Origin of the sequence: Marinomonas communis (genome assembly GCF_004363305.1) — a bacterium.
Classification (GTDB): Bacteria; Pseudomonadota; Gammaproteobacteria; order Pseudomonadales; family Marinomonadaceae; genus Marinomonas; species Marinomonas communis.
This window is the reverse complement of sequence record NZ_SNZA01000005.1, coordinates 91,964-117,257: the sequence shown is the minus strand read 5'-3', so window position 1 is coordinate 117,257 and position 25,294 is coordinate 91,964. Positions and strand designations below refer to the sequence as shown.

At 46.9% G+C, this 25,294-nt stretch carries 20 protein-coding genes; 12 read left to right on the top strand and 8 right to left on the bottom strand.

Annotation, left to right across the window (positions count from 1 at the left end; translation table 11 throughout):
- The first annotated feature begins 119 nt into the window (after window positions 1–119).
- From rsxA to C8D85_RS14215, 8 genes are read left to right on the top strand one after another with little or no spacing between them, the layout of a single operon-like run.
- Window positions 120–701: an electron transport complex subunit RsxA gene (gene rsxA, locus C8D85_RS14250; RefSeq protein WP_133563904.1), complete on the top strand. Its 582-nt coding sequence runs from the start codon at window positions 120–122 to the stop codon at window positions 699–701.
- A 9-nt stretch (window positions 702–710) separates the two neighbouring features.
- Window positions 711–1,307, top strand: coding sequence for an electron transport complex subunit RsxB (gene rsxB, locus C8D85_RS14245; protein WP_133563902.1), 597 nt, complete (start codon window positions 711–713; stop codon window positions 1,305–1,307).
- A complete protein-coding gene (gene rsxC, locus C8D85_RS14240; protein WP_133563900.1) occupies window positions 1,307–4,336 on the top strand; it encodes an electron transport complex subunit RsxC in 3,030 nt (1,009 codons plus the stop codon). The genes rsxB and rsxC overlap by 1 nt, the downstream gene beginning before the upstream one ends.
- Window positions 4,337–5,395, top strand: a complete 1,059-nt coding sequence (rsxD, locus tag C8D85_RS14235; RefSeq protein ID WP_133563899.1) for an electron transport complex subunit RsxD — start codon at window positions 4,337–4,339, stop codon at window positions 5,393–5,395.
- Window positions 5,395–6,012, top strand: a complete 618-nt coding sequence (gene rsxG, locus C8D85_RS14230) for an electron transport complex subunit RsxG (RefSeq protein WP_133563896.1) — start codon at window positions 5,395–5,397, stop codon at window positions 6,010–6,012. The genes rsxD and rsxG overlap by 1 nt, the downstream gene beginning before the upstream one ends.
- Window positions 6,013–6,020: 8 nt before the next feature.
- A complete protein-coding gene (locus tag C8D85_RS14225; RefSeq protein WP_133563894.1) occupies window positions 6,021–6,776 on the top strand; it encodes an electron transport complex subunit E in 756 nt (251 codons plus the stop codon).
- A gap of 22 nt (window positions 6,777–6,798) precedes the next feature.
- Window positions 6,799–7,434: an endonuclease III gene (gene nth / locus C8D85_RS14220; protein WP_133563892.1), complete on the top strand. Its 636-nt coding sequence runs from the start codon at window positions 6,799–6,801 to the stop codon at window positions 7,432–7,434.
- Between the two features lie 54 nt (window positions 7,435–7,488).
- Complete coding sequence (locus C8D85_RS14215; protein ID WP_228191949.1) at window positions 7,489–7,860, top strand: hypothetical protein; 372 nt, start codon at window positions 7,489–7,491, stop codon at window positions 7,858–7,860.
- A 53-nt stretch (window positions 7,861–7,913) separates the two neighbouring features.
- Here C8D85_RS14215 and C8D85_RS14210 read toward each other — a convergent pair whose 3' ends face one another.
- The 4 genes from C8D85_RS14210 to C8D85_RS14195 all read right to left on the bottom strand — a co-directional run bounded on the left by C8D85_RS14210 (window position 7,914) and on the right by C8D85_RS14195 (window position 12,224).
- The gene (locus C8D85_RS14210; RefSeq protein ID WP_133563890.1) at window positions 7,914–8,864 is read right to left on the bottom strand and encodes a nucleoside hydrolase; all 951 of its coding nucleotides are present in this window, start codon (window positions 8,862–8,864) and stop codon (window positions 7,914–7,916) included.
- A gap of 16 nt (window positions 8,865–8,880) precedes the next feature.
- Window positions 8,881–9,777 (bottom strand): ribokinase, encoded by an 897-nt coding sequence (locus C8D85_RS14205; protein WP_133563888.1) that lies wholly within the window; start codon window positions 9,775–9,777, stop codon window positions 8,881–8,883.
- Between the two features lie 162 nt (window positions 9,778–9,939).
- Window positions 9,940–11,169, bottom strand: coding sequence for an argininosuccinate synthase (locus C8D85_RS14200; protein WP_133563886.1), 1,230 nt, complete (start codon window positions 11,167–11,169; stop codon window positions 9,940–9,942).
- Window positions 11,170–11,315: 146 nt separating this feature from the next.
- Complete coding sequence (locus tag C8D85_RS14195) at window positions 11,316–12,224, bottom strand: flagellar protein MotY (RefSeq protein ID WP_244937025.1); 909 nt, start codon at window positions 12,222–12,224, stop codon at window positions 11,316–11,318.
- Window positions 12,225–12,321: 97 nt separating this feature from the next.
- Between C8D85_RS14195 and rnt the strand changes: the two genes are divergently transcribed.
- The 3 genes from rnt (at window position 12,322) to C8D85_RS14180 (ending at window position 16,930) form a co-directional block, all read left to right on the top strand.
- On the top strand, window positions 12,322–12,990 hold the full coding sequence (gene rnt, locus C8D85_RS14190) for a ribonuclease T (RefSeq protein ID WP_133563882.1): 669 nt from the start codon (window positions 12,322–12,324) through the stop codon (window positions 12,988–12,990).
- An 80-nt stretch (window positions 12,991–13,070) separates the two neighbouring features.
- Entirely contained in the window at window positions 13,071–13,472 is a 402-nt protein-coding gene (locus C8D85_RS14185; RefSeq protein WP_133563880.1) for a YbaN family protein, read from the top strand.
- A gap of 110 nt (window positions 13,473–13,582) precedes the next feature.
- Window positions 13,583–16,930 carry a DUF748 domain-containing protein gene (locus C8D85_RS14180; protein WP_133563878.1) on the top strand — a complete coding sequence of 1,116 codons (3,348 nt, stop codon included), beginning with the start codon at window positions 13,583–13,585 and terminating at the stop codon, window positions 16,928–16,930.
- 79 nt (window positions 16,931–17,009) lie between these two features.
- Here the strand turns inward: C8D85_RS14180 and C8D85_RS14175 are convergent, their stop codons facing one another.
- Together C8D85_RS14175 and C8D85_RS14170 are read right to left on the bottom strand one after the other, a co-directional pair.
- The gene (locus C8D85_RS14175; RefSeq protein ID WP_244937024.1) at window positions 17,010–18,131 is read right to left on the bottom strand and encodes a glycerate kinase type-2 family protein; all 1,122 of its coding nucleotides are present in this window, start codon (window positions 18,129–18,131) and stop codon (window positions 17,010–17,012) included.
- A 121-nt stretch (window positions 18,132–18,252) separates the two neighbouring features.
- Window positions 18,253–21,228 carry an NAD(P)-dependent oxidoreductase gene (locus tag C8D85_RS14170; protein ID WP_133563874.1) on the bottom strand — a complete coding sequence of 992 codons (2,976 nt, stop codon included), beginning with the start codon at window positions 21,226–21,228 and terminating at the stop codon, window positions 18,253–18,255.
- A gap of 334 nt (window positions 21,229–21,562) precedes the next feature.
- Between C8D85_RS14170 and C8D85_RS14165 the strand changes: the two genes are divergently transcribed.
- Window positions 21,563–21,823 carry an HP1242/YdcH family protein gene (locus C8D85_RS14165; protein ID WP_133563872.1) on the top strand — a complete coding sequence of 87 codons (261 nt, stop codon included), beginning with the start codon at window positions 21,563–21,565 and terminating at the stop codon, window positions 21,821–21,823.
- Between the two features lie 91 nt (window positions 21,824–21,914).
- Here C8D85_RS14165 and C8D85_RS14160 read toward each other — a convergent pair whose 3' ends face one another.
- Both C8D85_RS14160 and cydD read right to left on the bottom strand, forming a co-directional pair.
- On the bottom strand, window positions 21,915–23,582 hold the full coding sequence (locus tag C8D85_RS14160; RefSeq protein WP_133563870.1) for an amino acid ABC transporter ATP-binding/permease protein: 1,668 nt from the start codon (window positions 23,580–23,582) through the stop codon (window positions 21,915–21,917).
- Window positions 23,548–25,272, bottom strand: coding sequence for a thiol reductant ABC exporter subunit CydD (gene cydD, locus C8D85_RS14155; RefSeq protein ID WP_133563867.1), 1,725 nt, complete (start codon window positions 25,270–25,272; stop codon window positions 23,548–23,550). The genes C8D85_RS14160 and cydD overlap by 35 nt, the downstream gene beginning before the upstream one ends.
- Window positions 25,273–25,294: the final 22 nt, after the last annotated feature.

Sequence of the window (25,294 nt, the reverse complement as noted above, 5' to 3'; positions counted from 1 at the left end):
ATGCACAGCGCTTTAGTCTTGTTAGTTATAAGCAGCTTGGTATAGTTACGCTTGGCTGATGCTGTTTTGTCAGCAGTTCTTTTTTACTTTTAGACACCACTGTAGTGATTGGACACGAGATGACTGAATATCTCTTAATACTCGTCAGTACCATACTGGTAAACAATTTCGTATTGGTACAATTCCTTGGCCTCTGCCCGTTCATGGGCGTTTCTAGCAAGCTGGAAACATCCATTGGTATGGCCATGGCAACCACATTCGTACTGACACTTTCGAGCTTATGTAGTTACCTAACGTTCGAATTCATTCTGAAGCCGTTTGGCTTAGAGTACTTAAAAACGATTTCCTTCATTTTGGTTATCGCGGTTGTGGTGCAATTCACTGAGATGGTGGTCCATAAAACCAGCCCTCTTCTATACCGTGTCTTAGGTATTTTCTTGCCTTTGATTACAACAAACTGTGCCGTGCTGGGTGTCGCACTGCAAAACACGTCTAAGCAAAATGACTTCGTAGAATCAATCCTCTATGGATTTGGTGCAGCGGTCGGCTTCTCATTCGTTTTGGTTCTGTTCTCAGCCATGCGTGAACGCATCAACGTGGCAGATGTGCCAGTGGTTTTTAAAGGCTCAGCCATTGGTATGATCACAGCGGGTCTAATGGCCTTGGCGTTCATGGGCTTCACTGGTCTGGTGCAAATCTAGGAGCCTAATATGTTTACAGTATTACTTGCTATCGGAATCCTAGTCGCTCTTGCCCTCGTCTTTGGCGCGATTTTGGGTTATGCCAACGTTCGCTTTCACGTCGAAGGTGATCCTATCGTTGATCAAATTGATGCGATTTTGCCACAAACTCAATGTGGCCAATGTGGCCACCCAGGCTGTCGTCCATATGCGGAAGCTATTTCCAATGGTGAAGCCATCAACCGCTGCCCTCCTGGCGGCCAAGCCACAGTTCAGGCCCTTGCAGACCTTTTAGATGTTGAAGCGATCCCGCTTGAAGGCGGCGAAGCCGAAGAACCAGTTAAAAAAGTGGCCGTCATCCGTGAAGATGAATGTATCGGTTGTACTAAGTGTATTCAGGCCTGTCCTATTGACGCGATTTTAGGGGCCGCAAAACAAATGCATACCGTCATTTCTGACGAATGTACCGGCTGTGACCTTTGTGTCGAGCCTTGTCCAGTAGATTGTATTGATATGGTAGAAGTTGGAGTGACATCACGCACTTGGTCATGGGATAAGCCTCAAGGTGTAGGCGTTCAATCCGCACAAATTATTGCCACTGATCGACAAACGGAGGTACTGCACTAATGCAATCTCCACAGATCTTTTCTTTTCATGGCGGCATTCACCCACCTGAAAACAAAGTGCAATCACTACAACTACCTTTGGGTAAGCCAAGCTTACCCAAAGAGCTTGTTCTGCCGTTAGGTCAACACATTGGTCAAGCCTCTCGCCCACTGGTTGAAGTAGGTGCTCATGTTAAAAAAGGCCAAGCAATTGCGATTAATAATGGCTTCCTGTCGAGCTTTTTACATGCGCCGACTTCTGGAACGATCCAAGCCATTGAGTCACGTCCTGTCGCACACCCATCGGGCTTAAGTGATATCTGTATCATTCTAACGCCAGATAACGCAGATGAGTGGACAGAGCTTGAGCCGTTAAATGATTGGCAATCCGTCAGCAAAACGGATGTGCTAGCCTTCTTAGCAGAAAAAGGCATCATTGGTATGGGGGGCGCTGGCTTCCCAACCCACGTTAAGCTTCAAGGTGCACATAAGCACCCATTGACACACTTCATCATCAACGCAGCGGAATGTGAGCCATATATCACCGCTGACGACATGTTGATCCGTGAAAAGACGCTTGAGTTGATCCTGGGTATTGAGATCCTGCAACACCTTGTGGAAGCAGACAATGTCGTCATCGGTATTGAAGATAACAAGCCTACAGCGATCGCTGCTCTGCAACAGATCATTCGTGAACGCCAGAGCAGCATTCAAGTTGCAGTCGTGCCCACCAAGTACCCTTCCGGTGGCGAGAAGCAGTTAATTAAACTGCTGACTGATAAAGAAGTCCCAAGTGGTCAATACCCAGCGGATATCGGTATTTTGTGTCAAAACGTCGGCACCTGTGTCAGCGTATACGAAGCCATTCAGTTCGGACGCCCACTGATTTCTCGCTTTACAACCTTAACGGGAGATGCACTAAAAGCACCGCAAAACGTTGAAGTACTATTGGGTACGCCGATTGATCATTTACTTGATTATGCGGACATTGAGGACAATAAACTCAGCCGCTTAGTCATGGGTGGCCCCATGATGGGCTTTACGCTCGATTCTGCGAACGTTCCGGTGGTAAAAACCACGAACTGTGTACTCGCGGCGACCAAGAAAGAATTGCCACCACCCAACCCTGAGCAAGCTTGTATTCGATGCGGCATGTGTGAACAAGCCTGCCCTGCAAGTCTGTTGCCTCAGCAATTACTTTGGTTCTCAAAGAGCCAAGAACACGAGAAAGCTGAGCACTATAATTTATTTGATTGTATCGAGTGTGGCGCCTGTTCATACGTTTGTCCTAGTAGCATTCCTCTAGTGCAATACTACCGTCATACAAAAGCCGAAATTCGTGATGCCCGCGAAGCTGCAGTGAAGTCAGACATTGCTAAACAACGCTTTGAAGCACGTAAAGCACGCCATGAAGCAGAAGCGGCTGAAAAAGAAGCGAAGCGTTTAGCACGTCAAGGCGCAGCAAAACCTGCCGCTAAAAAACCAGCGAAGCCAGCGCCTGAGAAAGCGGCAGCTGCCGCAGCGCCAGTTGCTGACGATGCAGCGAAAAAAGCCAAAGTCGACTTAGCCATTACCAAAGCTAAATTGAAGAAGCTGGAAAAAGCACTGCTAGAAGCTCAAGAAAAAGAGCACACCGAAGAAATCTCGGCCTTGCAACTGCAAGTCGATGCTGTGAAGAAAGATATCGCGGATCTCGAAGCCAAAGTTGCCGCAGCGCCAGCACCCGCTGCTAGCAAGCCTGCGGCACCAGCGCTAAGTGACGAAGCGAAGAAAGCCAAAGTCGATGTAGCATTGGCCAGCACCAAGCTGAAAAAAGCTCAGAAACAGTTAGCGGAAGACCCAGATAACCAAGAGCTGAAAGACAAAGTTGCAGGCTTTGCAGCTGATTTGAAAGCAGCAGAAGAAAAGTTCGACAAGCTTGGCGGCAATGCCAAAGCAGCGCCTGCGGCAACCGCGAGACCTGCACTCAGCGATGAAGCCAAGAAAGCCAAAGTCGATGTGGCGTTAGCCAGCACCAAGCTTAAGAAAGCCCAGAAGCAATTGGCCGAAGACCCTGACAATGCTGAGATCAAAGCCAAGGTAGAAGGCTTTGAAAAAGATCTGAAAGAAGCGGAAGCACGCTTTGCCAAGCTTGATTCAGCACCAGCAGCGGCCACTCCAGCAGCGAAACCGGCCATGTCTGATGAGTACAAAAAAGCTAAGGTCGATGTTGCCCTCGCCAGCACTAAACTGAAAAAGGTTCAGAAACAGCTGACAGAAGATCCTGACAACGCAGAGTTAAAAGCCAAAGCGGCTGACTTCGAAAAGTCCCTTAAAGAAGCAGAAGCTCGACTTGCCGGTCTGGATACCGCGCCAGCCGCTCAAGCCACGCCGGCCGCGAAGCCCGCTATGTCTGATGAGTACAAAAAGGCCAAAGTCGACGTTGCCCTTGCCAGCACCAAGCTGAAGAAACTGCAAAAGCAGTTAGCCGAAGACGAGCAAAACAGTGAACTGCAAGGCAAAGTGGTTGAGTTTGAAAAGAACCTAAAAGACGCCGAAGCACGCTTAGCAGCCCTTGAAGCACCGACGGCAGCACCTGTTGCCAATTCAGCTCCGGCTGACAATGCAGCACCCGCAGTGGATGAAGATGCACTTCGCAAACTAAAAATCGATGCAGCCATCGCAAAAGCAGCGGTTAAGAAAGCCGAAAAAGCGTTAGCCAAAGCGGTTGAACTCGGCTCTGATGACCAAGACAGTCTTGAGCAGCAAGTCAGCAAAGCAAAAGCGCGCGCGGAAGAACTTGAACAAGCACTACAAAACGGCGGTCAAGTCGCAAATAAACCCGCTGAAGCGAACAGCAATGGCAGTGGCGATGCGGAATTTAAAGAGCGTCTCAAGAAACAAAAAGTAGCGGCCGCACTGGCAAAAGCACAGGTCAATAAACTTAAACGTCAACTAGACGCGGATCCTTCTGCAGAATCTTTGCAACAGGAACTTTCCGCTGCCGAACAAAAGCAGCAGGAAGAAGAAGCGAAACTAGAACAGTTAACTAACACGCAAGAGAATCGTTAAATGGCATTATTGCGTATCACCTCACCTCATACACATCGTGCAGGCCAACGTACATCCTGGGTCATGCAAATGGTGATATTGGCCACTGTACCAGGTCTTTTGGTACAAACATGGCTTTTTGGTTATGGCACCCTAATCAATCTTGTGATCGCAGGGATCACAGCGCTGCTCAGTGAAGCGCTTATTTTAAAGCTGCGTAATCGCCCGATTGGTTTCTTCTTAAAGGACTACAGTGCATTATTGACTGCGGTACTTCTGGCACTCGCGTTACCACCTACCGTACCTTGGTGGCTAACCGTGACTGCCGTCGCCTTTTCAGTGATTTTCGCGAAACAAGTCTACGGCGGCTTGGGCAATAACCCATTTAACCCAGCGATGGTCGGTTATGCGATCTGTCTTGTGTCTTTTCCTGTGCCGATGACCCAGTGGATTGGCGCTTCAGACTTAATCCAAGCAGGCGCGACACCAAGCTTTGGCGACAGCTTAGCGGCGATCTTTGGCACACTGCCAACGGTGGATTCCTACACCATGGCGACGCCACTGGATGCTTTCAAACACAAAGAAGGATTGATGTCGAGTGAAGCCTTTGCCAGCGTTCCAGGCCTTCAAGATGCCAATCTATCTAGCTGGATGTTCGTTAACCTAGCTTACCTTGTTGGCGGTCTAGCCCTGATTGCACTGCGCATCATCACTTGGCATACGCCTGTGGCGATGTTGGCGTCTCTGGCGCTGATCTCTGGTCTTTTCTATATCATTGACCCTAGCAATGCAGCATCACCAGTCTTTCACCTAACCTCTGGCGCAGCGATGCTGGGCGCATTCTTTATTGCCACTGACCCAGTGAGCTCTTGCACCAGTAACCGTGGTAAATTGGTATACGGTGCTGGCATTGGTATTTTGGTATACGTGATTCGTACTTGGGGCGGCTACCCTGACGGTGTCGCATTCGGTGTGCTGCTTATGAACTTTGCTGCGCCATTGATTGACTACTACACACAGCCTCGTGCCTACGGTCATAAGAAAGCCAAGAAAGGCCTAACGATTGGGGGTGAGAAATAATGAATATCATCCACTCTATTCGTAAAAACAGTATCGGCTTAGGCATCTTCGCAGTCATGACTGCGGGCCTCATTGCGGTGACACACCAGCTGACTGAACACACCATCGAAGACAATATTGTGCAAGCACAGCTATCAGCGTTTAACGAGATCCTACCGGCTGATCGTTATGATAATAACCTTGCTGAAGCGAATATCATGCTCGATGCAGACCCATTGCTAGGTTCCGCGGAACCTGTGCAAGCCTTTATTGCTCGCAAAGATGGGCAAGTAAGCGCAATCATTTTCGAGACCATTGCTCCAGGTGGCTATAACGGCAACCTTGATCTGCTCGTGGCAGTGGATCGTAACGGTGTCGTCACAGGCTCTCGTGTTATTAGCCACAAAGAAACCCCTGGACTTGGTGATAAAGTGGATTTGCAAAAGTCCAAATGGATTTTATCGTTTGGTGACAAGTCCCTTGAGAACACAAGCTTAAAGCAATGGAACGTGAAAAAAGATGGTGGTGAATTCGACCAGTTTACAGGCGCCACCATCACGCCACGAGCGGTCGTTCGTGCGGTGAAAAATACGTTACTTTATTTTAATGAGAACAAAGACGCGTTGTTGTCGCGTTAGGATCGATTATGAGCGCTCAAGACTCTTTAGCCCCAGATACTCCCGTTGAGAACCCAGCACCAACGGGCCCAGATTACCGTGAAATTCTTTACAACGGCATTTGGAAGAACAACCCTGCCCTGGTTCAGCTTCTCGGCCTTTGTCCATTGCTGGCGGTTACCAGTACTGTGGTCAATGCCATTGGCTTAGGTCTGGCAACCACCGTTGTATTGCTTGGCTCTAACATGGTTGTTTCTCTGATTCGTAACTATGTTTCGGAAGCAGTACGTTTACCAGCTTTCGTTATGATTATCGCCTCGTTCACCACCTGTATAGAGTTAATCATGCAGGCCTATACTTACGAGCTTTACCAGATTCTAGGTATCTTTATCCCATTGATCGTGACCAACTGTGCGATTCTAGGACGTGCCGACGCGTTTGCCAGTCGTAACCCTTTACTACCTTCCATCGCAGATGGTTTATATATGGGCGCGGGCTTTACTATCGTCTTAATGTTACTTGGCGGTATGCGTGAGCTGATTGGTCAGGGGACTCTATTCTCTGATATGCATTTGTTATTTGGTGATATGGCAACCAGTTGGAAGCTGACGATTTTCAGTGATTATCCGAATGTGTTGTTTGCCATCTTACCCCCAGGCGCGTTTATCGGACTGGGGCTGCTGATTGCTATCAAGAACTACTACGATGAGAAAGAGAAGAAACGCATTGCTGCTGAACAAGCAGGCCAAGAAAAAGTTTCTCGTCGTGTTCGTGTAACCGACTAGATCATTTATAAAAGGGGAAACCGTGAACAAAGCCAAGCGACAAGAAATCTTCACACGTTTACGTGCAGAGAACCCAAATCCTGTCACTGAGCTTGAATACAGCTCCCCTTTTGAATTACTGATCGCTGTTTTATTCTCGGCACAAGCCACTGATGTAAGCGTGAACAAAGCTACACGCCACCTTTTCCCTATCGCAGACACCCCAGAGAAAATGTACGCACTAGGAGTCGATGGCCTAAAGGAATACATCAAGACTATCGGCTTATTTAACGCCAAAGCTGAGAACGCTATCAAGACATGCAAAATCCTTATCGAAAAGCACAACAGTGAAGTTCCACAAACCCGCGAAGAGCTAGAAGCACTTCCGGGCGTTGGTCGCAAGACTGCTAACGTGGTACTGAACACGGCTTTTCGTCAGATTGCTATGGCGGTCGACACCCACATTTTCCGCGTTTCCAACCGCACGAAAATAGCCCCTGGTAAGAACGTACTGGAAGTAGAAGACAAACTGCTACGCTTTGTACCAAAAGAGTTCCTGCTGGACGCTCACCATTGGCTAATCCTTCACGGCCGCTATATCTGCACCGCACGTAAACCAAAATGTGATGCCTGCATAATAGAAGACTTGTGTGAATTTAAAGAGAAAACCTCTACTTAGCAGCTTTCTACTGACGTAACAGACTGTTACAACATCAGCATAAAGCACTATAATGTGTCGAGTTTAGTTTTAGACGATTTAACGGATAATAAAAACGTGGTTAAACAGCACTCTTCACCTTATGTACGCTGCTTCTGGACAGGAAAGATGTTCCTAACCAATGGCCAAGTTGCAGACATCCACTGCACACACATCTCTCACGACTTAATCGAAGTAGAATCCCCCATCGGCTTACAGGGATCAAAGAAAGTAAAGCTTGAACTAAATGCAATGCAAGAAGGCAAACGCTTACTTATCAAAGCTATCTGCATTCCCTCTGCAGATATTCTGAATGAGCATGACAAGCATTATGTGAAGATGAGCTTTCATAGGATTTCAGAGCAAGAACGAACTTTCATCGATAAGTTTGTTAAAGCGCATTCATAGTTAAAAATAAAAAAGGCGCCGAGGCGCCTTTTCAACATTTCACAAATCCACGCTTAAAGCGCACCAACCATCACATCTTCATACAGTTTAAGCATCCGCTCACCGTCTACTTCCATGCAGACTTGTGTCATTGGCACGTCATTCCAATGCGGTTCAGGGTAAGAAACACCTTGTGGTGCGAAGATCGTTTGCCCAATAGCAATGCCTTCACAAGCAACCCGTACAGCCCCTAACTCAACTTCAAAAATACTAGGGTCTAGCAAGTAAGCGATCGTCGACGCATCATGGAAGTAACATCCGTTGATACCGAAACGATCACTGTAGAAATTAATGTAGAACTGAGCACAGTCATATAAGAAACTGCCCTGTTCTGGGCTTTTCGCTTTGATACGCTCAAGTACTGAGTTGTCTAGCAATACTTGGTGGGTCACATCAAGGCCGACCATAGTAACCTGCCAAGGTGCCGTGAACACCGCGTCCGCAGCATGAGGTTCGTTGATGATGTTAGCTTCCGCAACGGGTGACACGTTACCATACTCAATAGCAGCGCCACCCATCAGAACCACTTCATCAACTAGGTTTGCGATTTCAGGATCAAGCTCTAACACTTTGCCAAGGTTGCCCAAAGGCCCAAGCGCGACAAGTGTTACCTCACCTGGGTATTTACGTACTTGCTCGATGATAAATTCGGCAGCGCTTTGCTCTAGAGCTTTAGTCTTTGGCGCTGGGTAATCAATGTTGCCAAAGCCATCCGCACCATGAACAAAATCAGGAAAAGGACGTGGTGTAATCTTCGAAGGCACGGCCACACCGCCCGCCACAGGTACATTGACGCCGGCGATTTCTGTTAAGGTCAGGGCATTCTGCGTTGCAATCTCAACTGGCACGTTACCATACGTCGTGGTGAGACCTAAAACCTCTAGTTCTTTTGCTTGAAAAGCAAAAAAGATCGCCATTGCATCATCGATGCCTGGATCCGTATCAATAATAATTTTTCGTGTCATGGTTCTCTCGTTAAATCTATTTAGACTGATTTGCCAAAAATTCGGTAACTTCATCAAGCGTTGGAATAGAAGGTGCAGCACCTACTCGGGTCACTGCAATGGCTGATGCCGCGCAAGCAGTGCGCATCGCTACTTCGTAAGAAGCACCTCTTGCTAATTCCGCCAAACAAAAACCAATAAAAGTATCTCCAGCAGCGGTCGTATCTTTCGCTTCAACGACAAACGCTTTGACTTGAAGATCCTCTGCCTTGGAGAAATAGCGCACGCCTTCTTTGCCTAGAGTCATCATCACCGCAAGATCGGGATATTGCTCAGGAAGTATTTGCGCAGCCTCTTCAATGGTGTCAACACCAGCAAGATCCATTGCTTCGACTTCATTGACGATTAGTAAATCAATGAATGACAACACTCTGCGAGTCAGCTCAGCATCCATTGGCGCAGGGTTAAAAGCCACCTTCACACCAGCTTGCTGCGCCCACTCTAGCGTTTCTGCGACCAAGTTGGTTTCATTCTGAAGCAGCACCCAGTCATCTTTTGTTGCATTATTCAGGGCAGACTTAATTTGCTGCTCTGTTAAACGATGATTGCTACCGGGGTACAAAATAATGCTGTTTTCTGCACTCGGTGTCAGCTGAATAATGGCGTGACCAGACGCCTCGTCCAATTGCGCAATTTGATCTGTATTCACGCCATACTCTTGTAGCTGAGCAAGAATATGCTGATCAGAGCGGTTTAGCGCACCAATGTGCTGTACATCTGCTTTTGCTTTCGCCAACGCTACGGATTGATTGGCGCCTTTGCCACCCAGCACTTGTTGATAGCTGGATGAGCTCATAGTCTCACCTGGACGAACAAAATGATCCACTTGGTATAAGTGGTCGATATTAATCGAACCGATGTTAAAAACGGTCATAGGCTACCTTGTTTTAATATTATTAACCAAACAGTCAATAAGAACACTTTTCTGCTCTGATTAAAATAGCTTGCTGAACACAAAGATCAAGACACATAAAAAAACGCCCGCTCTGTGAGGAGCGGGCGTTTCGTATTTCAACTTTCGCCGCAGCGAAATGGTTTAGTCGCGATCTAGAAAAGTACGACCTTTTTGAGCTGCGATACGCATACGTAGAGCATTTAGCTTGATGAAGCCAGCTGCATCTTTCTGATCATAAGCACCAGCGTCGTCTTCAAAAGTAGCGATTGTGCTGTCGAATAGGCTGTATGGAGACTCACGACCTTCAACAATTACGTTGCCTTTGTACAATTTAAGACGAACAGTACCTGTTACGAATTCTTGAGATGCGTCGATCAATGCTTGCAGCATACGGCGCTCTTCTGACCACCAGAAGCCGTTGTAGATCACTTTAGCGTACTTCGGCATGATCTCATCTTTAAGGTGAGCTGCTTCACGGTCTAGAGTGATAGACTCCATTGCACGGTGTGCTTTCAGAAGGATTGTCCCCCCTGGAGTTTCGTAACAACCACGAGACTTCATACCAACGAAACGGTTTTCAACTAGATCATCACGACCGATACCGTTTGCGCCACCGATTTTGTTCAAAGTCTCAAGGATAGTTGCTGGAGACATTTTCTCGCCGTTGATAGAAACTGCATCACCCTTTTCGAAGCCAAGCTCGATGATTGTTGCTTCATCTGGCGCTTGCTCTGGAGATACAGACCAGCGCCACATATCTTCTTCAGCGCTTGTCCATGGATCTTCTAGTAGATCACCTTCGTAAGAGATGTGAAGAAGGTTCGCATCCATTGAGTAAGGAGACTTCTTCTTAGCTTTAGAGAAGTCAACTGGGATGTCGTGCTTTTCACAGTAAGCCATTAGCGTTTCACGAGACGTTAGGTCCCACTCACGCCATGGAGCGATAACTTGAACGCCTGGTTTCAGCGCGTAAGCACCTAGTTCGAAACGAACTTGGTCATTACCTTTACCTGTCGCACCGTGAGAGATCGCATCCGCACCTGTTTCGTTAGCGATTTCAATTAAACGCTTAGCGATAAGTGGACGAGCGATAGACGTACCTAGTAGGTACTCACCTTCGTATACAGTGTTCGCACGGAACATTGGGAATACGAAGTCACGAACGAACTCTTCACGTAGGTCTTCGATGAAGATTTCTTTTACACCTAACGCTTGAGCTTTCGCGCGAGCTGGCTCCACTTCTTCGCCCTGACCCAAGTCAGCGGTAAAAGTTACCACTTCACACTGATACTCTTCTTGAAGCCACTTCACGATTACGGAAGTGTCTAGGCCGCCAGAGTAGGCTAGCACTACCTTCTTCACGTCAGACATTATGTTCTTTCTCCTCAACGAACTCGAACAGTCCCAAAATTAGACTGCACAACTAAATAAAATAGGCGGTTAGTGTAAAATTTCGCCCCTTGCATAGCAAGGGGCGCGGGGGAAAATAGAACGGATTGTTACCTGTTAAAGGTCGCTTACTGACTCGGCTCCGACAAGGATTGAGCATTGTTATTGGTTCGCTCAAGTCGGATGGTCACACGACGGTTACGTTCTCGCCCATCATTGGTTCGATTATCGGCCGCAGGATAACGCTCACCGTGGTAACGAGAAACGATTTTCTCTGGCGGAATACCTTTCTGTAACAGGTAGGCCGTTACCTTTTCTGCCCGTGTTTTGGATAACTCTCGGTTATCACGACGGGAGCCAACCACGTCCGTGTGACCGTCAATGTAGATGTACTCAATGGTTGGATCCGCGGCCACATAAATCGCCACCAGATCGAGGCGTCGTTTAATTCGCTCAGTCAACTCTGTGCCATTTGATGGGAATAGCGCTGCTGTACGCGCGATCTGATCGAAATTGACTGGCAATAGACTTGCCATACAGCGTCGAAACTCATCGTAAGCGGGATTAAAATTAATATTACTGAGTGCAACCTCGACACTTTCTCGGCCATTCTCCCATGCCGACCCTGTCACTACCGGGTGACGTCCGCGGTCAAGTGAGGTTAGCATTTGTTCTGCGACCTGCCCGCCAACTTCAACGGTCAAACCATAGCCTGGGTAAGGCATGACCTCTAATGTTTCAGGTGAAATACCCGGCACCCAGCTAGGTGCTTGAGAAATAATGTACACTTGTCCCGGACCCATCTTTTCATTGTGGGGCTGCAGAACAAACTTCATAGGTTCGCCCGCCTCTTTAATGAATTCCCCCACACCAAAATGTGGAATCGGGTGCTCTAAGGTACAAGCAAAAATGTCGCCGGACAGAGACCATTTCGACTCTTCAATCGTTGACTCGTAACGCGTCAACGCACTGCTTTGCATAGCAAAAATACAGCTCGAGAGTAACAATGCGGTTTTCAGTAAAGGTTTGACTATCACGATATGAGTTCTCGTTCTCGACTTGCCATGTATGTTATCATCTTCCCCAAACTACTCATTTATTTTCTGAGCATTCGGCAGAATTAAGGATTCTCTTTTGTCTAATCACGAAATCAAAGATCGATTCCGCGGCTTCCTACCCATTGTTATCGACGTAGAAACGGCTGGCTTTAATGCAAAAACCGATGCTTTATTAGAATTGGCTGCAAGCATTGTGCGCATGGACGAAAATGGCGAGCTTTATATCCATGAAACCATGTCCTTTCATATTAAACCATTCGAAGGCGCTAATTTAGAAAAAGAAGCCCTAGAGTTCACAGGTATTGATCCATTCGCCGCTGATCGTGATGATATTCTTGAAAAAGATGCCCTAACGCAGATGTTTAGCAAGGTACGTAAAGAGCTGAAATCAACCGGCTGTAAACGAGCTATTTTGGTTGGTCACAATTCGGCATTCGATCATGGTTTTTTAAATGCTGCCATTGAGCGAAACGAGATTAAACGCAACCCATTCCACCCTTTCTCAAGCTTTGATACGGCAAGCTTGTCAGGCTTGGCTTTTGGTCAGACTGTACTAGCGAAAGCTTGCCAAGTTGCTGGCATTAGTTTTAGTAACTCTCAAGCGCACTCCGCTGCATACGACACGGAAAAAACAGCGGAACTGTTTTGTGAAATCGTCAACCGCTGGAAACGCCTCGGTGGTTGGAGCTTGGTAACTGAAACTGAAGGCGATACCATGGAATCATTGTTTGGTGCAGCGAATTAAACGCACCAAACAAACTGGCTCTTACTTTTCAAGGTAAGAGGTCATAACGGACTTACTTGAACACGTAGCGATGACCCAATATGACTGGTAAACGACTTGCATTGATCATCCTTGGGTGGCTATCGCTCATCACAGGCATCATTGGCATCTTCTTGCCTTTGTTGCCAACAACACCTTTGGTGCTCCTTGCTGCATGGTGCTTTTCAAAATCCTCTGAACGTTTTCACGCATGGCTGATACAGCATAAGTATTTCGGCCCTATAGTCTCTGATTGGCAATCAGATCAAGGGATTCCTAAAAAAGCCCGTAACCGCGCTCTTATTTTCATGTGGGCCGGCATGACTCTATCAATGTTTATCGTTGCGCGCTTCTGGGCCACCGTCGGTTTATGTGTGATAGGCATTGCCGTCAGCATTCATCTGCTAAGAATGCCATTGCGTAAAGAATCCAATACGGAATCTTCCCCCCCTTCTACTGAGTAAGCATCTTCTTTACTGAACAATACTTACGAAGTCTTGGTCTTACACTATTCTCTTTATCTCAGTAAAATAATTGACGTTTCGCGCTTGAGCTTGTCAGCAAGGAGAACTTCATGGCAAATAAGGCCATTACAATGCAAACATGGCACAAAAAAGCTGCTTTAATCATTAGCGCCATATTGATTACATTGGTTTTAATTTGGTCATTAATCCCAGTATTAACCAAGTGGGCGGCTAATCGTTACCTTGCGCAATATGACGCGGTATTGACAGCTGATGAGATTAATCCTGACCTGTTTCCTATCGGAGTTAATCTAAGCAACGTCAGCATTGAGCAAAAAGAGCAAGAAACATTACACCTTGAGCACTTAAGTGTAGGCCTAGACTTTTGGCCACTTTTCCTCGGTGCCTTCCATGTTAACCATGTGACCATTAATGGATTCAAAACTCAGGTCAATCAACTAGAAGACAGCTTAACCATTGCAGGCATTACGATTCCCCCATCCGAAGCTAACACCGCAGACGATGAAGAAGCTGAGTCAGGCAAAGAAGCAACCATCGTCCCAACCTTTTTTGTTCGAAATGCTGACATAAAGGACATTTCCGTTTCGCTCAGCACAGAGAAAGGGACCGACACCTTTGCCATCAACCACCTAAGTATCGCTGAAGTGTCCCATGAGCTCTCTCAATGGCGAGGTATTTTTGAGCTAAACGCCTCCATGAATGATGCCATCGCTAACTTAACTGGCGACATTCAAGCCGATAAAGAAAAGCTGGATGCATCGATAGATCTAGAGAACATCCTCGTCTCCAGTACTGATTTCAAGCACTTTTTACCAAATCAAATTGGCACCGTTCAAGCCAATGACTTGCGATTGGAAGGCACTACTAAAACCACTTATCGTTTTAAAGATGCGCCACTATTGACCTTTGAGTCCCCTCGCATCAGTGTTGGCAGCTCAAATATCAGTCTGCAGCAGAACGATCAAAATATTGCTTGGAATACCTTCGATACTCAGTTAAACGACGTGACCGTGTCGATGAACACAACGCAAAGCCTCAATGCGCAAGCAAACAGCTCGATCAATATTGAAGGTTTGAAAGTAACACTTGGCGATCAACAATTAGAAACAGAGAACCTAGCCCTCAAAAACGAGTTAAACCTTTCTAAGACGGGTGACGAGCTGACGGTTCACAATGGTGATACAACTATCGCCCTAGGCTCAACAAAATGGCGCTCTGGTGAAACCAGCGCCGACATCACGAAGTCTGAACTTCAACTAAGTGATGTTGCGACGCAGTTAGATTTGGCAAATTCTCAAGGCAATATTGCCACGGTAGTGGCCTTAACGGCTGAAGGACTGACAGGAAAGTTACCAACAGGAGAGCAGCTAGAAGCAGCCTCTTTGGCTCTGGATCTTCCTGTTAATGTGGATTTAGAAGAACAAAGCCAGACAGTGACGCTTGATAAATTACGCTTTGATTTAGACAACACCAAAGTGGCAGGCACGAATCTATCAGGTCAACTGCAGTCCATTGGTTTAGCACTTAACAAAGCCAAGATCACCCAGTCTGCTCAACAATTGAATGTTCAAAGTAACAACACAACGGTGCAGTTAAGTACGTTCGCTTTCGATAATCCTGATATCAATGCAGCTCTGGCAGACCTTGATTTGCAACTTAATAACACTGAATTCACTCAGTCTGATAAAGGCCTGTCGGTGAAAACAGGTACACAACTGACTTCCAAAGGATTAAATTTGGAGCTGCGTAACCTGCCAAATGAGCAACCTAATACGTCCGTTAGCTACGATGCTATTTCATTAAACAGCCAATTAGCGTGGCAGCAATTAGACGGCCAACAGCAGCTCAACGCTCAGCAGAATCAGCTCATTCTTAATCAGCTAGGCATCACCCAAAATGAGGTTCTGACAGGACTACTGGATCAATTGAACTTGGTAAATGAGTCGATTCTTCTGAGCCTAAATGACCAAGGCCTAGAGAAACTTGAGGCAAAGAAAAATACCCTTGAAATGGCGAACCTGACCAGTAGTGCGACGGACAAAGGCACGCTACTGAATCTGAAAGGCATCTCTAGTAATGCCCCATCGATCAGCGTCGACACTGAAGGCGCTAAAGCCTCTATTGATCAGATTCAGCTTGATGGACTAATCGCTTCTCAACCAAACTCAGAACAAAACTTACCAGCTCTGGGCAAGTTTGACACATTGACCATTAAACGAGTTCAAGTCCAAAAAGATGGTATCAACGTAGACAGTGTGCTGTTTGATAAGCTTATTTCTGGAGTGGCGCTGTCCGAGTCTAGAGAAATAGCTAACTTAGTACTGCCAAAAAGCTGGCAATCACAAGCTACAACAAGTGAAGCTGAAACAGCAGAAAAACTAGCAACGGACAGTTCGAGCAGCGAAAGCTCTCCATTCTATGTGGTGGTTGATCGCATCGAGTTATCGCCAGGCTCTCAATTTAGTTTCTCTGACAAAGGTATTTCACCTGCCCTGAGTCGAGTCTTAGACATTGAGCAATTAACCGTTAATCAGCTCAATACTCGTGACCCTGACACTGCCGCCACTATTCAGTTGAAAGCGAAAAATGGAGCCTATGCCACCATCGAAAGTAACGCTTCCATTAAACCGATGGCGGAGCGCCTGACAATGCAGGCTAAAGCGACGGTTCGAGAAGTCGAATTACCGCCAGTCTCACCCTACGTTTCCAGCGCATTGGGCTACCAGATTCAATCGGGGCAACTTAATATGGACTTAGACCTTACGGCCAATCAAGGTGAGCTAAGCGGTAATACCCATATTGTGTTACGACAATTTGATCTGGGGGGACAAAAAGACAGCAATGCCCTACTGCAAGTTGGCGCAATACCACTAGATTTGGCTGTCAATGCACTGAAGAACAGCGACAATAACATTGTCTTAGATCTGCCCATGAAAGGTGATATAGAAAACCCAAACTTCCAGTGGCAGAACTTCTTCTTGTTACCGATCAGACAAGGACTATTTAAAGCCTCAAGTACCTACTTAATGCAAACCTTTGTCCCTTATGCCAACGTGATTTCGCTGGTGCAGTTTGCGGGCGAACAAGCCCTACGTCTTCGCGTAGAACCGTTGCAATACGCTTTAGGAGAAGAGGACATCACTGCACCGGAGCAAGAAGCCTTCTTAGATCAGATGATCAAACTGATGAAAGATCGTAAGGGTGCAGAGTTAAAAGCGTGTGGTGTATCAGTCGTAAAAGACATTAGTGAAGATAAGACCTACAAATCTTTAACCGAAGACGAAAAGGCGGAATTATTAGAGCTTGCCAATCAGCGTGCCGAGTCTTTAAAACGCTATCTGGTTGATAATGGCATTCAGTCTTCTCGCGTATTCTTATGTTCACCTTCTATCGAAGATGACAATAATGCCGCGCCACATGTAACCTTTACATTCTAATTAGCAACTCTTTAATAGAGCAAAAAAGCTTCAGCCCTAATAGGACTGGAGCTTTTTTATGACTGTCTTCTTTTATTAATTAGCGAACAATCGCGATCACAATATCCATTACATTCGTATTGGTCGGGCCTGTGATAAAGATGCCACCATGCTCACGCAAGTATGTTCCTGCATCAGCACGTTTTAGCGCATCACGAGCCCCTTCAATATCCGCTGCCGTTGAGCCATCAACAATGCCGCCCGCAGCATCTGTTGGGCCATCACTGCCATCGGTACCCGCCACCAATACCAACACATCATCACGACCTACGATATGCTGAGCAAGTCCTAGTGCTAGCGCTTGGTTACGACCACCGTTACCAGGTTTTTCAGGCAGTTTCACTGTTGGTTCACCACCGTAGATATAAACCCCCTGCTCTGCTTTCGCGATATATTGGCCAATGCGTTCAGACAAAACGGCCACGTCGTCGTATAAACACTCTTGGTTATCTTTGACTGTAAAGCCAAGCGCTTTCGCTTTATCCGCAGCAGCCATACGAGCCACTTCGTTGGTTGCAATCAAATCAATACTTGCAGTCGACGGACAGCGTTTTGTGTCACCGGTCCCTGAACCAATGGTGCTGATACTGTCGCCTTCAACGTCAGAAATGGCTAAGACGCGAACTTCTGCGCCTTTAAAATTTGCCAGCAATTTACCATCTTTAATCAAAGACGTTTCTTTACGGCGAGCATTGATTTGGCCAATGTTATAGCCTGCCGCCAACATTTGATCCGTTAGCTGTTGCCAGTCTTCTAGTGTGACGTCCTCAGGCAAGGCTTCAGAAAGCGCCGAGGTACCGCCAGAAACCAACAACAGTAGCTTGCTTCCTGCTGACATAGACTCAACGGTATCCAGCATCTGTAAGCCAGCGTCTAACGAGTGCTGATCTGGCACTGGGTGCGCAGATTCAATCACCGTCACATTTTTCGCATCCCACATGGCTTGTTCCGTGTGGTCATACTTGGTAACTAGAAACGCAGGACAATCATTACCAAGTGCCGCTAAAGCGCCTGCACACATGCCACTGGCCGCTTTACCCACTGCAATGATCTGATCTGGCACAAAACCATCAAATGCAGCAACCGCACGCTGCGTTGCATTAAAGCCTGCTACCGCATCAATCGCTGCATCAAAAATCTTAATGGCGGATTCTTTTTCCATTGAATTCAATCTATCCCCCTTATGTATCTAATGGCCCCCTATCAAAAAGCCGCATCAACAGGACTTACGTCACGGCGTTGATGCGGCTTCTGAGATATCTAAGTGTAACTAGATACTACTATTATTTGCCAAATGGACCTTGAAGGCCGTTCTGAGCTAGCAGCGTACCGTAGATATTCGAGTTCAACACCATCATTTCAGTGTATTCAGCCACAAGTGCCGCACGTTTGTCTGCGTCTTGAGTTGCGTTGATTGCTCCCCAGTATGCCGCTAATTGCGTCGCGCTGTCAGCAAGTTGTTTGATCTGCTCGTCAGATAGGCTAGCAACAGAACTTGAGTTCACTTTGCCTACACCGTTAACTGTCTTCGCACCACCATCTGTGTAACCAGCTGGTAGATCACCTTTAAGGTTCACGACTTTGCGGTACTTGATCACAGATAGAATCTGATCAACGGCTTGCTTAGCACCTTCTACACGAGAAACATGCTCAGTGTCCGCTGCAGCGTGTGGTAGAAGCTCCATCTTACCGACGTGTTTCTCGTAGATGTTGCGGTATGGCACCATTGGACCAGACAAAGCACCCGTTTCAGGATCTTTGAATAGGTCAGCGTCGATTGCAGCATAGCGGATTTGACCGCTTGCTAGAGCCGCGTCAAGCGCTTCGATGTCAACCACTTCACCGCGGTCGTAATTCACGAGTACTGCACCTTGGTTCATTGCAGAGAATACTTCTGCGTTGATGATGTCAGAGTTAGCAAACTTGCCAGTTTCAGCGTTGAATGCACCTAGACCAGTGTGTGGGCTAAGAACGTCAGCATCTTGTGCCGCTTCAACGATGCTAGCAGCGTAAGTGAAGCCTTCAGATTCGATCCACTTCTGATGAGCTGGACGAGCGTATACAGATACGTTCATGCCGAATGCTGCCCCTAGTTTCGCTACTTCACGACCGATGTTGCCGTAGCCAACCACCGCAAGTTTCTTACCTTCAAGTTTCGTTGTTGGGAACTCTGCTAGATTCTTACCTGTGTCAAAGTCGCCCGCAACCACGCGATCGTGCATTGCGCTGACTTGTAGATCTGGAAGCACTTTAAGAAGCGCTTTCATGGCTGCTTGTGCCGTCGCACGAGAGTTGAAGCTTGGCGTATTCATCAGTGGTGCAACACCACCTTCACCGTTACCGCCACCCCAGCTAGCAGACCCCATGTTGCCAGTACCGGCACCGATACGTACGCCACCTAGCTCGAATTTAGATTCAGCTGGGAAGAATGTTGCCGCAGCGATCACAGCGTCGTATTGACCTTCGCCCGTTTCAGCTAGTAGCTCGTCTTCACGGCTTAGGCTTGGCTGGTAGAAGAAGTGTACTTTACCTTTTTCTAGGTCGCCTGCTTCTGAAACGGAACCAAAGTGGAACTCACCACCTTGAGATTTGATGTAGGCTGCTACTTCACGACAATCTGCTTGTCCATCGGCATCGAAAACCATACCCACGAGATCCGCGATCAGTACTTTGTAAGCACGGTCAGCGTCGTCAAGACGAACATCAGCGCCAGCAGAAGCAGATACGGCACTTTCAACCGTTTCGCCTTGCTCAGCGAGTAGTTCCTCAAGAACCGCAATTTTCGCACGTAGGTAGCAGTACTGGATGTTGTCCAGTAGTGCAGTAATATCTTCGTTTGGACGGATGCCACCGATCCAAGCACGGTAGTCACCTGGAGAACCTGGGAATGCGTTCACGTAACGTGCAACGTCCAGACCTTTCTCATGCGTACCGTCTACGTGAGTGATACCTTCGTAACCAAGCATTTGCTTAGACTTCACGATGATGCGGTTGTGAACGTCTGCATCAGTGATATCGCTGTCAGTGACTTTTAGAAGTGTTACCGCAGCACCACGAGAATCAGTGTTAGATACGCCTAGTTCGAACAGTTCGCTGTTGTCGATCCACTGATTTACAAGATCACGGTTTGCTTTCGAGCGTGCGTTTAGGGTGTAAACATCACCGATCATGCGCTCGTTACGTAGCACTGCGAACGTTGTTTCTGCGAACGCTAGTGTACTGAATGTGTTGATGATACCACCCAGCATTTGATCTTTTTCAGCGTCGTAGATTGGACCAAGATCCGTTGTTTTTTCGCTTGATAGAGGTGCTTTTGCATCGCGTGGCACGGCAATTTTCAGCTGACGTGGGATCGCCCATGCTGGATCTTTTTGGTTCGCATTGATACGAGCTAGCGCTGGCTTAGTTAGCGATACGATGAAGTAACCTGAGATACCACCGATGGCCTTTTGGAATGGCATGAACATATTACATTTCGTCAACACACCATCTACTAGCTCTTGTGCCCATGGCATCGCACCAAGAAGAGACGTCGCATCGATTACCGCATGGTGCTCTTCTGGGTTAGCATCCACCCATTCTAGAAGGTTGCGGATTTCTTGTTCCGTGTAAGTGGTCGCCCCCGTTGTTTCGTGACCGACACCGAAGAATAGTTTAACGCCTTTCTCAAGTAAGAAAGAAGCACTTGGGATCGCGCCTTCGCCCTCAGCAAAAAGGATACGGTTTTCATCACCGTTCGCAGCGTAACGCTGAAGTTCAGTTAACTGAGTACCCCATGATTGGCGGAAGAAACCACCCGCTTTGCCTTCTTCTGATTCAGGCTTTGGTGTATCAACGTAAACGATTTGAGAAGGATCGTTCGCCGTCATTAGGTGAAGCGCTGCGGCAGTGAAGCCACTGTGACCGCCACCCAGACCAACCGCCATGCTATTTGCTTTAGGGAAGCCAAAGTAGCGGTGAATTTCACGCATCATGTCGTTTAGGACTTTATCTGCAGGGTAACCACGGTGCATACCACGACCGATTTCAGCCGTTGTAAAGCTGCCAATACGATTCCCTTTGTCATCCAGCTTTGGATAATTTTCTTCTAACCACGCGTCGAACTCAAAACGAAGTTGACGAGCATCAACTTCATTTAATGCCATGTCGGTGATTGGACCAACACCAAAAAACTGATTGCTTGTTGCTTGTGGAGCGCCATGTTGAGTGAGAGAAAGCGCGCTTTCGCGAGCGGCTTTAAGTTGCTCAATTGAAGTCATAAATTTATTACCTGCAAGATAGTTAAACGTTATACGTACTGGCGTATTTATTCTTATCGTTAATTCAATAGCGCATCTGCTCTTCACCCAACCTACGCCTATTACGACGAAGTCAGGTGCTCTCCAACCCAACAGATCATTGCTCTTTTGAATGACGCACGCTTGACATCAAGCTGTGCTAAGCAGGCAGTGTAATATTGTTCAAATAGGCAAGAGTTTCCTGAAAACGCCAAAATTATGCATTTATTCTACAAATGACCGAAATCAATTTACCTGAGTCAAAAGAAGCGTACTCTTGAGTTAGAGATTAAGAGAACAATCAAGGAGAAGAACAATGCCTATCGAAAATCACAGCTTGCTAAATGAGTTCCCTGAGTACAAAGAGCAAATTCATGACTTGAAGGTCCACGACACTCATTTCCGTCGTTTATTTGATGAGTACCATTTCCTAACAAACGAAATTGAAAACATCGAAAAAGAGATTGTTCTAGCTAGCACAATGGAAGAAGAAGAGTTCAAGAAGCGTCGTCTGCATTTAAAGGACACTCTGCATGACATGCTTAGAAAAGCTAAAGCGGCGGAAGAAACTGCTTAGGCACAAGTTGATATTCAACCTAAAAGCCCACATGAAGTGGGCTTTTTGCATTTTGGCAGCTCGATTAACTATTAAGAAATCGTAACCGACCTTAATTCAAGGAACACGAATTTGAATACTGGTCTAAGGCAGTATCAATATGGCTCACGTAAATCAGAAAATCAGGACGATATGGACCATGAGTTAAGGCCTCACACACTCGCTCAATACTAACGCTGTCTAAGCCATCAAAGGGCTCATCTAGTATCAGCAGTGGTGAGCCACGCAGCAACACTCTTGCAAGGCATATGCGGCGAGCCTGGCCACCGGAAATATCACGCCCTTGCGCACCTAAAAGCGTATCAAGGCCGTTTGGTAAAGCTTCGGCCCACTCTTTTAAACCTAGGGTATGAAGTACTTGATACAACTCTGCATCCGTTGCTGTCGCATTACCAAGACACAAGTTCGCTCTTAAGCTCTGCTGGAAAATAACCGACTGCTGCGATAGATAGGCTAGCTGATTACGCCATGATGGCGCATCTAAATGGGTCAGTCGCTGGTCATCCAACCAAACCTCACCGTCATAACTCAAATCTCCCGCTATCGCCGCCAAACATGTACTCTTACCCGAGCCGCTCGCGCCAACAAGGCGCATTGAACCACCTCGAGCCAGAGCAAAATTCACTTTCGGCAGATGAATGGTAGATGTCTCATATCGACCGCTAAATTCGCGTAGAGAAATGCTGGCAAAAGGTAGAACTTGCACATGCTCTAATTCATGTTTCGCGCGTGATATCGCGAGCTGATTCAATCGCTTAAGGCCTACTTTAGACTGGCCTTGAGCCAACACAGCATTGGCAATGGGTTGCATCAGCTCATTAACGCCTAATGCTGCCAACACTAATGCCACTAACCATGTGGCTTCCACCTCAGCTTGAATACTAATGCCTTGATCAGAGATCTCTAAACATAAAACGAAGAAACTACCAATTAACAAAAAACTCATTAATTGACTGATCAATTTAGTCATTGACGTACTGCGCTGCAAACGAGCTTGAAGCTTACGTTGACGCTCATCTAAGTTGTCCAAGCGCTCACTGTAATGTTGCCAATGACCACGAATGGTTAACGTAATCAGAGCTGAAAACACCGACATAAAACGGCTTCGACGGTGCACAGATAAAGCCTGCATCGTATAAACAGATAACAACGCGGCTCTATTAGCTAACCATGGCATCAGCCATAACTGCACCACACCATAAACGGCAATGGGCAGCATCAGCACAGGCGAGACAAATGCTCCCAACGCCAACAAGCCAAGACACCCGATTAAGCCATATACCCATGGCATAACGACCGCTAATGGCCACTTAATAATTTGATCCAAGTCGCCAACTAGGCGCTGTAACAAGTCGCCTTTGGTTTGTTTATTAACTTTGGCCTGTGGCGTATTAACCCTCTGATCCCACACCCATAAACGCAGACTACGTAATAAGCCTAGTAAATGATCGTGGGAAAACACTTGCTCACCATAACGTCCAGCGGTTCTCAGGATGGCCATCAGACGCACCAATGCGCCCGGTGTGAAAAAGTTAAACACCAGCGCTGCGCCCATTGCACTAGCAAGACCTGCTGCGGAGAGGAACCAGCCAGAAATCCCTAACAACGCAACGGCCGCTAGGCTTGAAATAATGCCAACTAACATTGCCACCAATAACCCAAAAGGGTTTTCTAGCAGCAATGATTTAAACGTAAGAGATTGGGGTTTGCGTTTCGACATGCACACCTTCTTTTGTCATTACCCATTGCTGATTTGCCCACACAACAGGATGCGTATCATGACTGATGATCAATACGGTTTTTCCGAAGCTCGCTTCGTCGAGAGTATTCAAAACTTGCTCAGCCGTTTCTGAATCGAGCCCAGAACAAGGCTCATCTAATAACCAAATATCCGCCTGACTTAGCAGAGCTCGGGCGATAGACAAACGCTGCATTTGTCCACCAGATAACCCTGTTCCTGCTTCGCTGATCGGGGTATCCCAACCAAATCTCAGCTGGCCAACAAAGTCCCAGCAATGGGATTTAATCAAAGCCGTGCGTAATGCATCGTCACTACAATGACCAAGTCCAAGCTCTAGGTTTTGACGAATCGTGCCTTGCACCCATTCCGGCTGTTGCGGCAACCAAGCCAAACGATGACGCCAAGCTTGCATATCCATCGGATAAAGTGGCGTAGCTTCAATCAAGATAGATCCTTGATATTGCTGTTCAAAACCAAGCAGAATAGACATCAAGCTTGACTTACCTGCTCCAGATTCTCCTCTTAGCCACACCCGCTCACCTTGCTGTATAGCAGCCGAGATATTAGCCAATCGAGTTCGACCATTTTGTTGCCAATGTAAGTCAACTAGCTCAATCATAGGCGTCAATGAAAGTGCTGATACTTCATGTACCGATACTTGCTTATGCTCACTTGATGCATTCAATTCAACATCAAGAATTGCTTGAATGTCGGTCGCCGCCGCCTCGGCTTTTTGCTTAGCATGGTAGTCATTGCCAAGCTGACGAAGCGGTAAATAAAACTCTGGAGCAAGTAACAATAAATAAAATGCGGCAAATAAACTGACCGGCGACACACCTGTTTGCCAAGGCAGTTGCTCTAACAAGCCAAGCCCTAAATACAAAGCAACCATGGCAATCGCTACGGATGAAAAGAGTTCTAGTGTTCCCGTAGACAGAAATGCCAAACGCAACACCCCCATGGTGGTCTTCTGATACTCAGAAGCTGTCAGCGACAAACGCTCGCGAGCACTTTGAGTTTGACCAAGACGCTTCAACTCCGCCATACCTTGGTTCAAATCCATAAACTGATTCGATAGCAGCGATAACACCTTAAACTGCTTACGGTTGGCGTTCGCAGCTTTATGACCAACGAGTATCATAAAGAACACCACTAATGGCGCCGTAAACGCAAAGATAAAAAAGGCGATCCATGATACGGGCAGCACAGCCAACATGATCGTCAAAGGAATAAAAGTGACTAGGAAAACTTGTGGCACATAACGACTGTAATAGTCATCAAGTGCGTCAACTTGTTCATAAACGCGAGTCGATAGCCCTGCATCTTCGTCCAATTGCAGACGATTAGGACCAAGTTTCGTTAAATGATTAATTAAGCGTTTACGAAGTGAAAAACGAATATTACGGCTGGCACTGGCACATAGTTGTTCACGTACAAATTGCACCACGACTTTTAAAAGATACGCGCCACCTGCAAGCAATGCGGCACTGAGGGGAAAGCTCCCCTCAAGTACCAAGTCTGCGATGACTTTTGCCAAACCTAAGGCTTGCGCAACGATCGTCAACGCAATTAAGACGCCCAACCATTTTACAGTCTGAAAGCGCTTCTTTTCTGCTTGTTGTAGTTCAGATAGAAACTGCTGCTCTGGTGTCTTTAGTCGTTTACGCATCGCGAAAGCCTTACATCATAAG

What these genes read in the sequence shown, in the direction of transcription:
- rsxA (WP_133563904.1), top strand. Translation starts at nt 120, where the DNA reads ATGACTGAATATCTCTTAATACTCGTCAGTACCATACTGGTAAACAAT.
- rsxB (WP_133563902.1), top strand. Translation starts at nt 711, where the DNA reads ATGTTTACAGTATTACTTGCTATCGGAATCCTAGTCGCTCTTGCCCTC.
- rsxC (WP_133563900.1), top strand. Translation starts at nt 1,307, where the DNA reads ATGCAATCTCCACAGATCTTTTCTTTTCATGGCGGCATTCACCCACCT.
- rsxD (WP_133563899.1), top strand. Translation starts at nt 4,337, where the DNA reads ATGGCATTATTGCGTATCACCTCACCTCATACACATCGTGCAGGCCAA.
- rsxG (WP_133563896.1), top strand. Translation starts at nt 5,395, where the DNA reads ATGAATATCATCCACTCTATTCGTAAAAACAGTATCGGCTTAGGCATC.
- C8D85_RS14225 (WP_133563894.1), top strand. Translation starts at nt 6,021, where the DNA reads ATGAGCGCTCAAGACTCTTTAGCCCCAGATACTCCCGTTGAGAACCCA.
- C8D85_RS14210 (WP_133563890.1), bottom strand. Translation starts at nt 8,864, where the DNA reads ATGACACGAAAAATTATTATTGATACGGATCCAGGCATCGATGATGCA.
- C8D85_RS14205 (WP_133563888.1), bottom strand. Translation starts at nt 9,777, where the DNA reads ATGACCGTTTTTAACATCGGTTCGATTAATATCGACCACTTATACCAA.
- C8D85_RS14200 (WP_133563886.1), bottom strand. Translation starts at nt 11,169, where the DNA reads ATGTCTGACGTGAAGAAGGTAGTGCTAGCCTACTCTGGCGGCCTAGAC.
- C8D85_RS14185 (WP_133563880.1), top strand. Translation starts at nt 13,071, where the DNA reads ATGACTGGTAAACGACTTGCATTGATCATCCTTGGGTGGCTATCGCTC.
- C8D85_RS14180 (WP_133563878.1), top strand. Translation starts at nt 13,583, where the DNA reads ATGGCAAATAAGGCCATTACAATGCAAACATGGCACAAAAAAGCTGCT.
- C8D85_RS14175 (WP_244937024.1), bottom strand. Translation starts at nt 18,131, where the DNA reads ATGGAAAAAGAATCCGCCATTAAGATTTTTGATGCAGCGATTGATGCG.
- C8D85_RS14170 (WP_133563874.1), bottom strand. Translation starts at nt 21,228, where the DNA reads ATGACTTCAATTGAGCAACTTAAAGCCGCTCGCGAAAGCGCGCTTTCT.
- C8D85_RS14165 (WP_133563872.1), top strand. Translation starts at nt 21,563, where the DNA reads ATGCCTATCGAAAATCACAGCTTGCTAAATGAGTTCCCTGAGTACAAA.
- C8D85_RS14160 (WP_133563870.1), bottom strand. Translation starts at nt 23,582, where the DNA reads ATGTCGAAACGCAAACCCCAATCTCTTACGTTTAAATCATTGCTGCTA.
- cydD (WP_133563867.1), bottom strand. Translation starts at nt 25,272, where the DNA reads ATGCGTAAACGACTAAAGACACCAGAGCAGCAGTTTCTATCTGAACTA.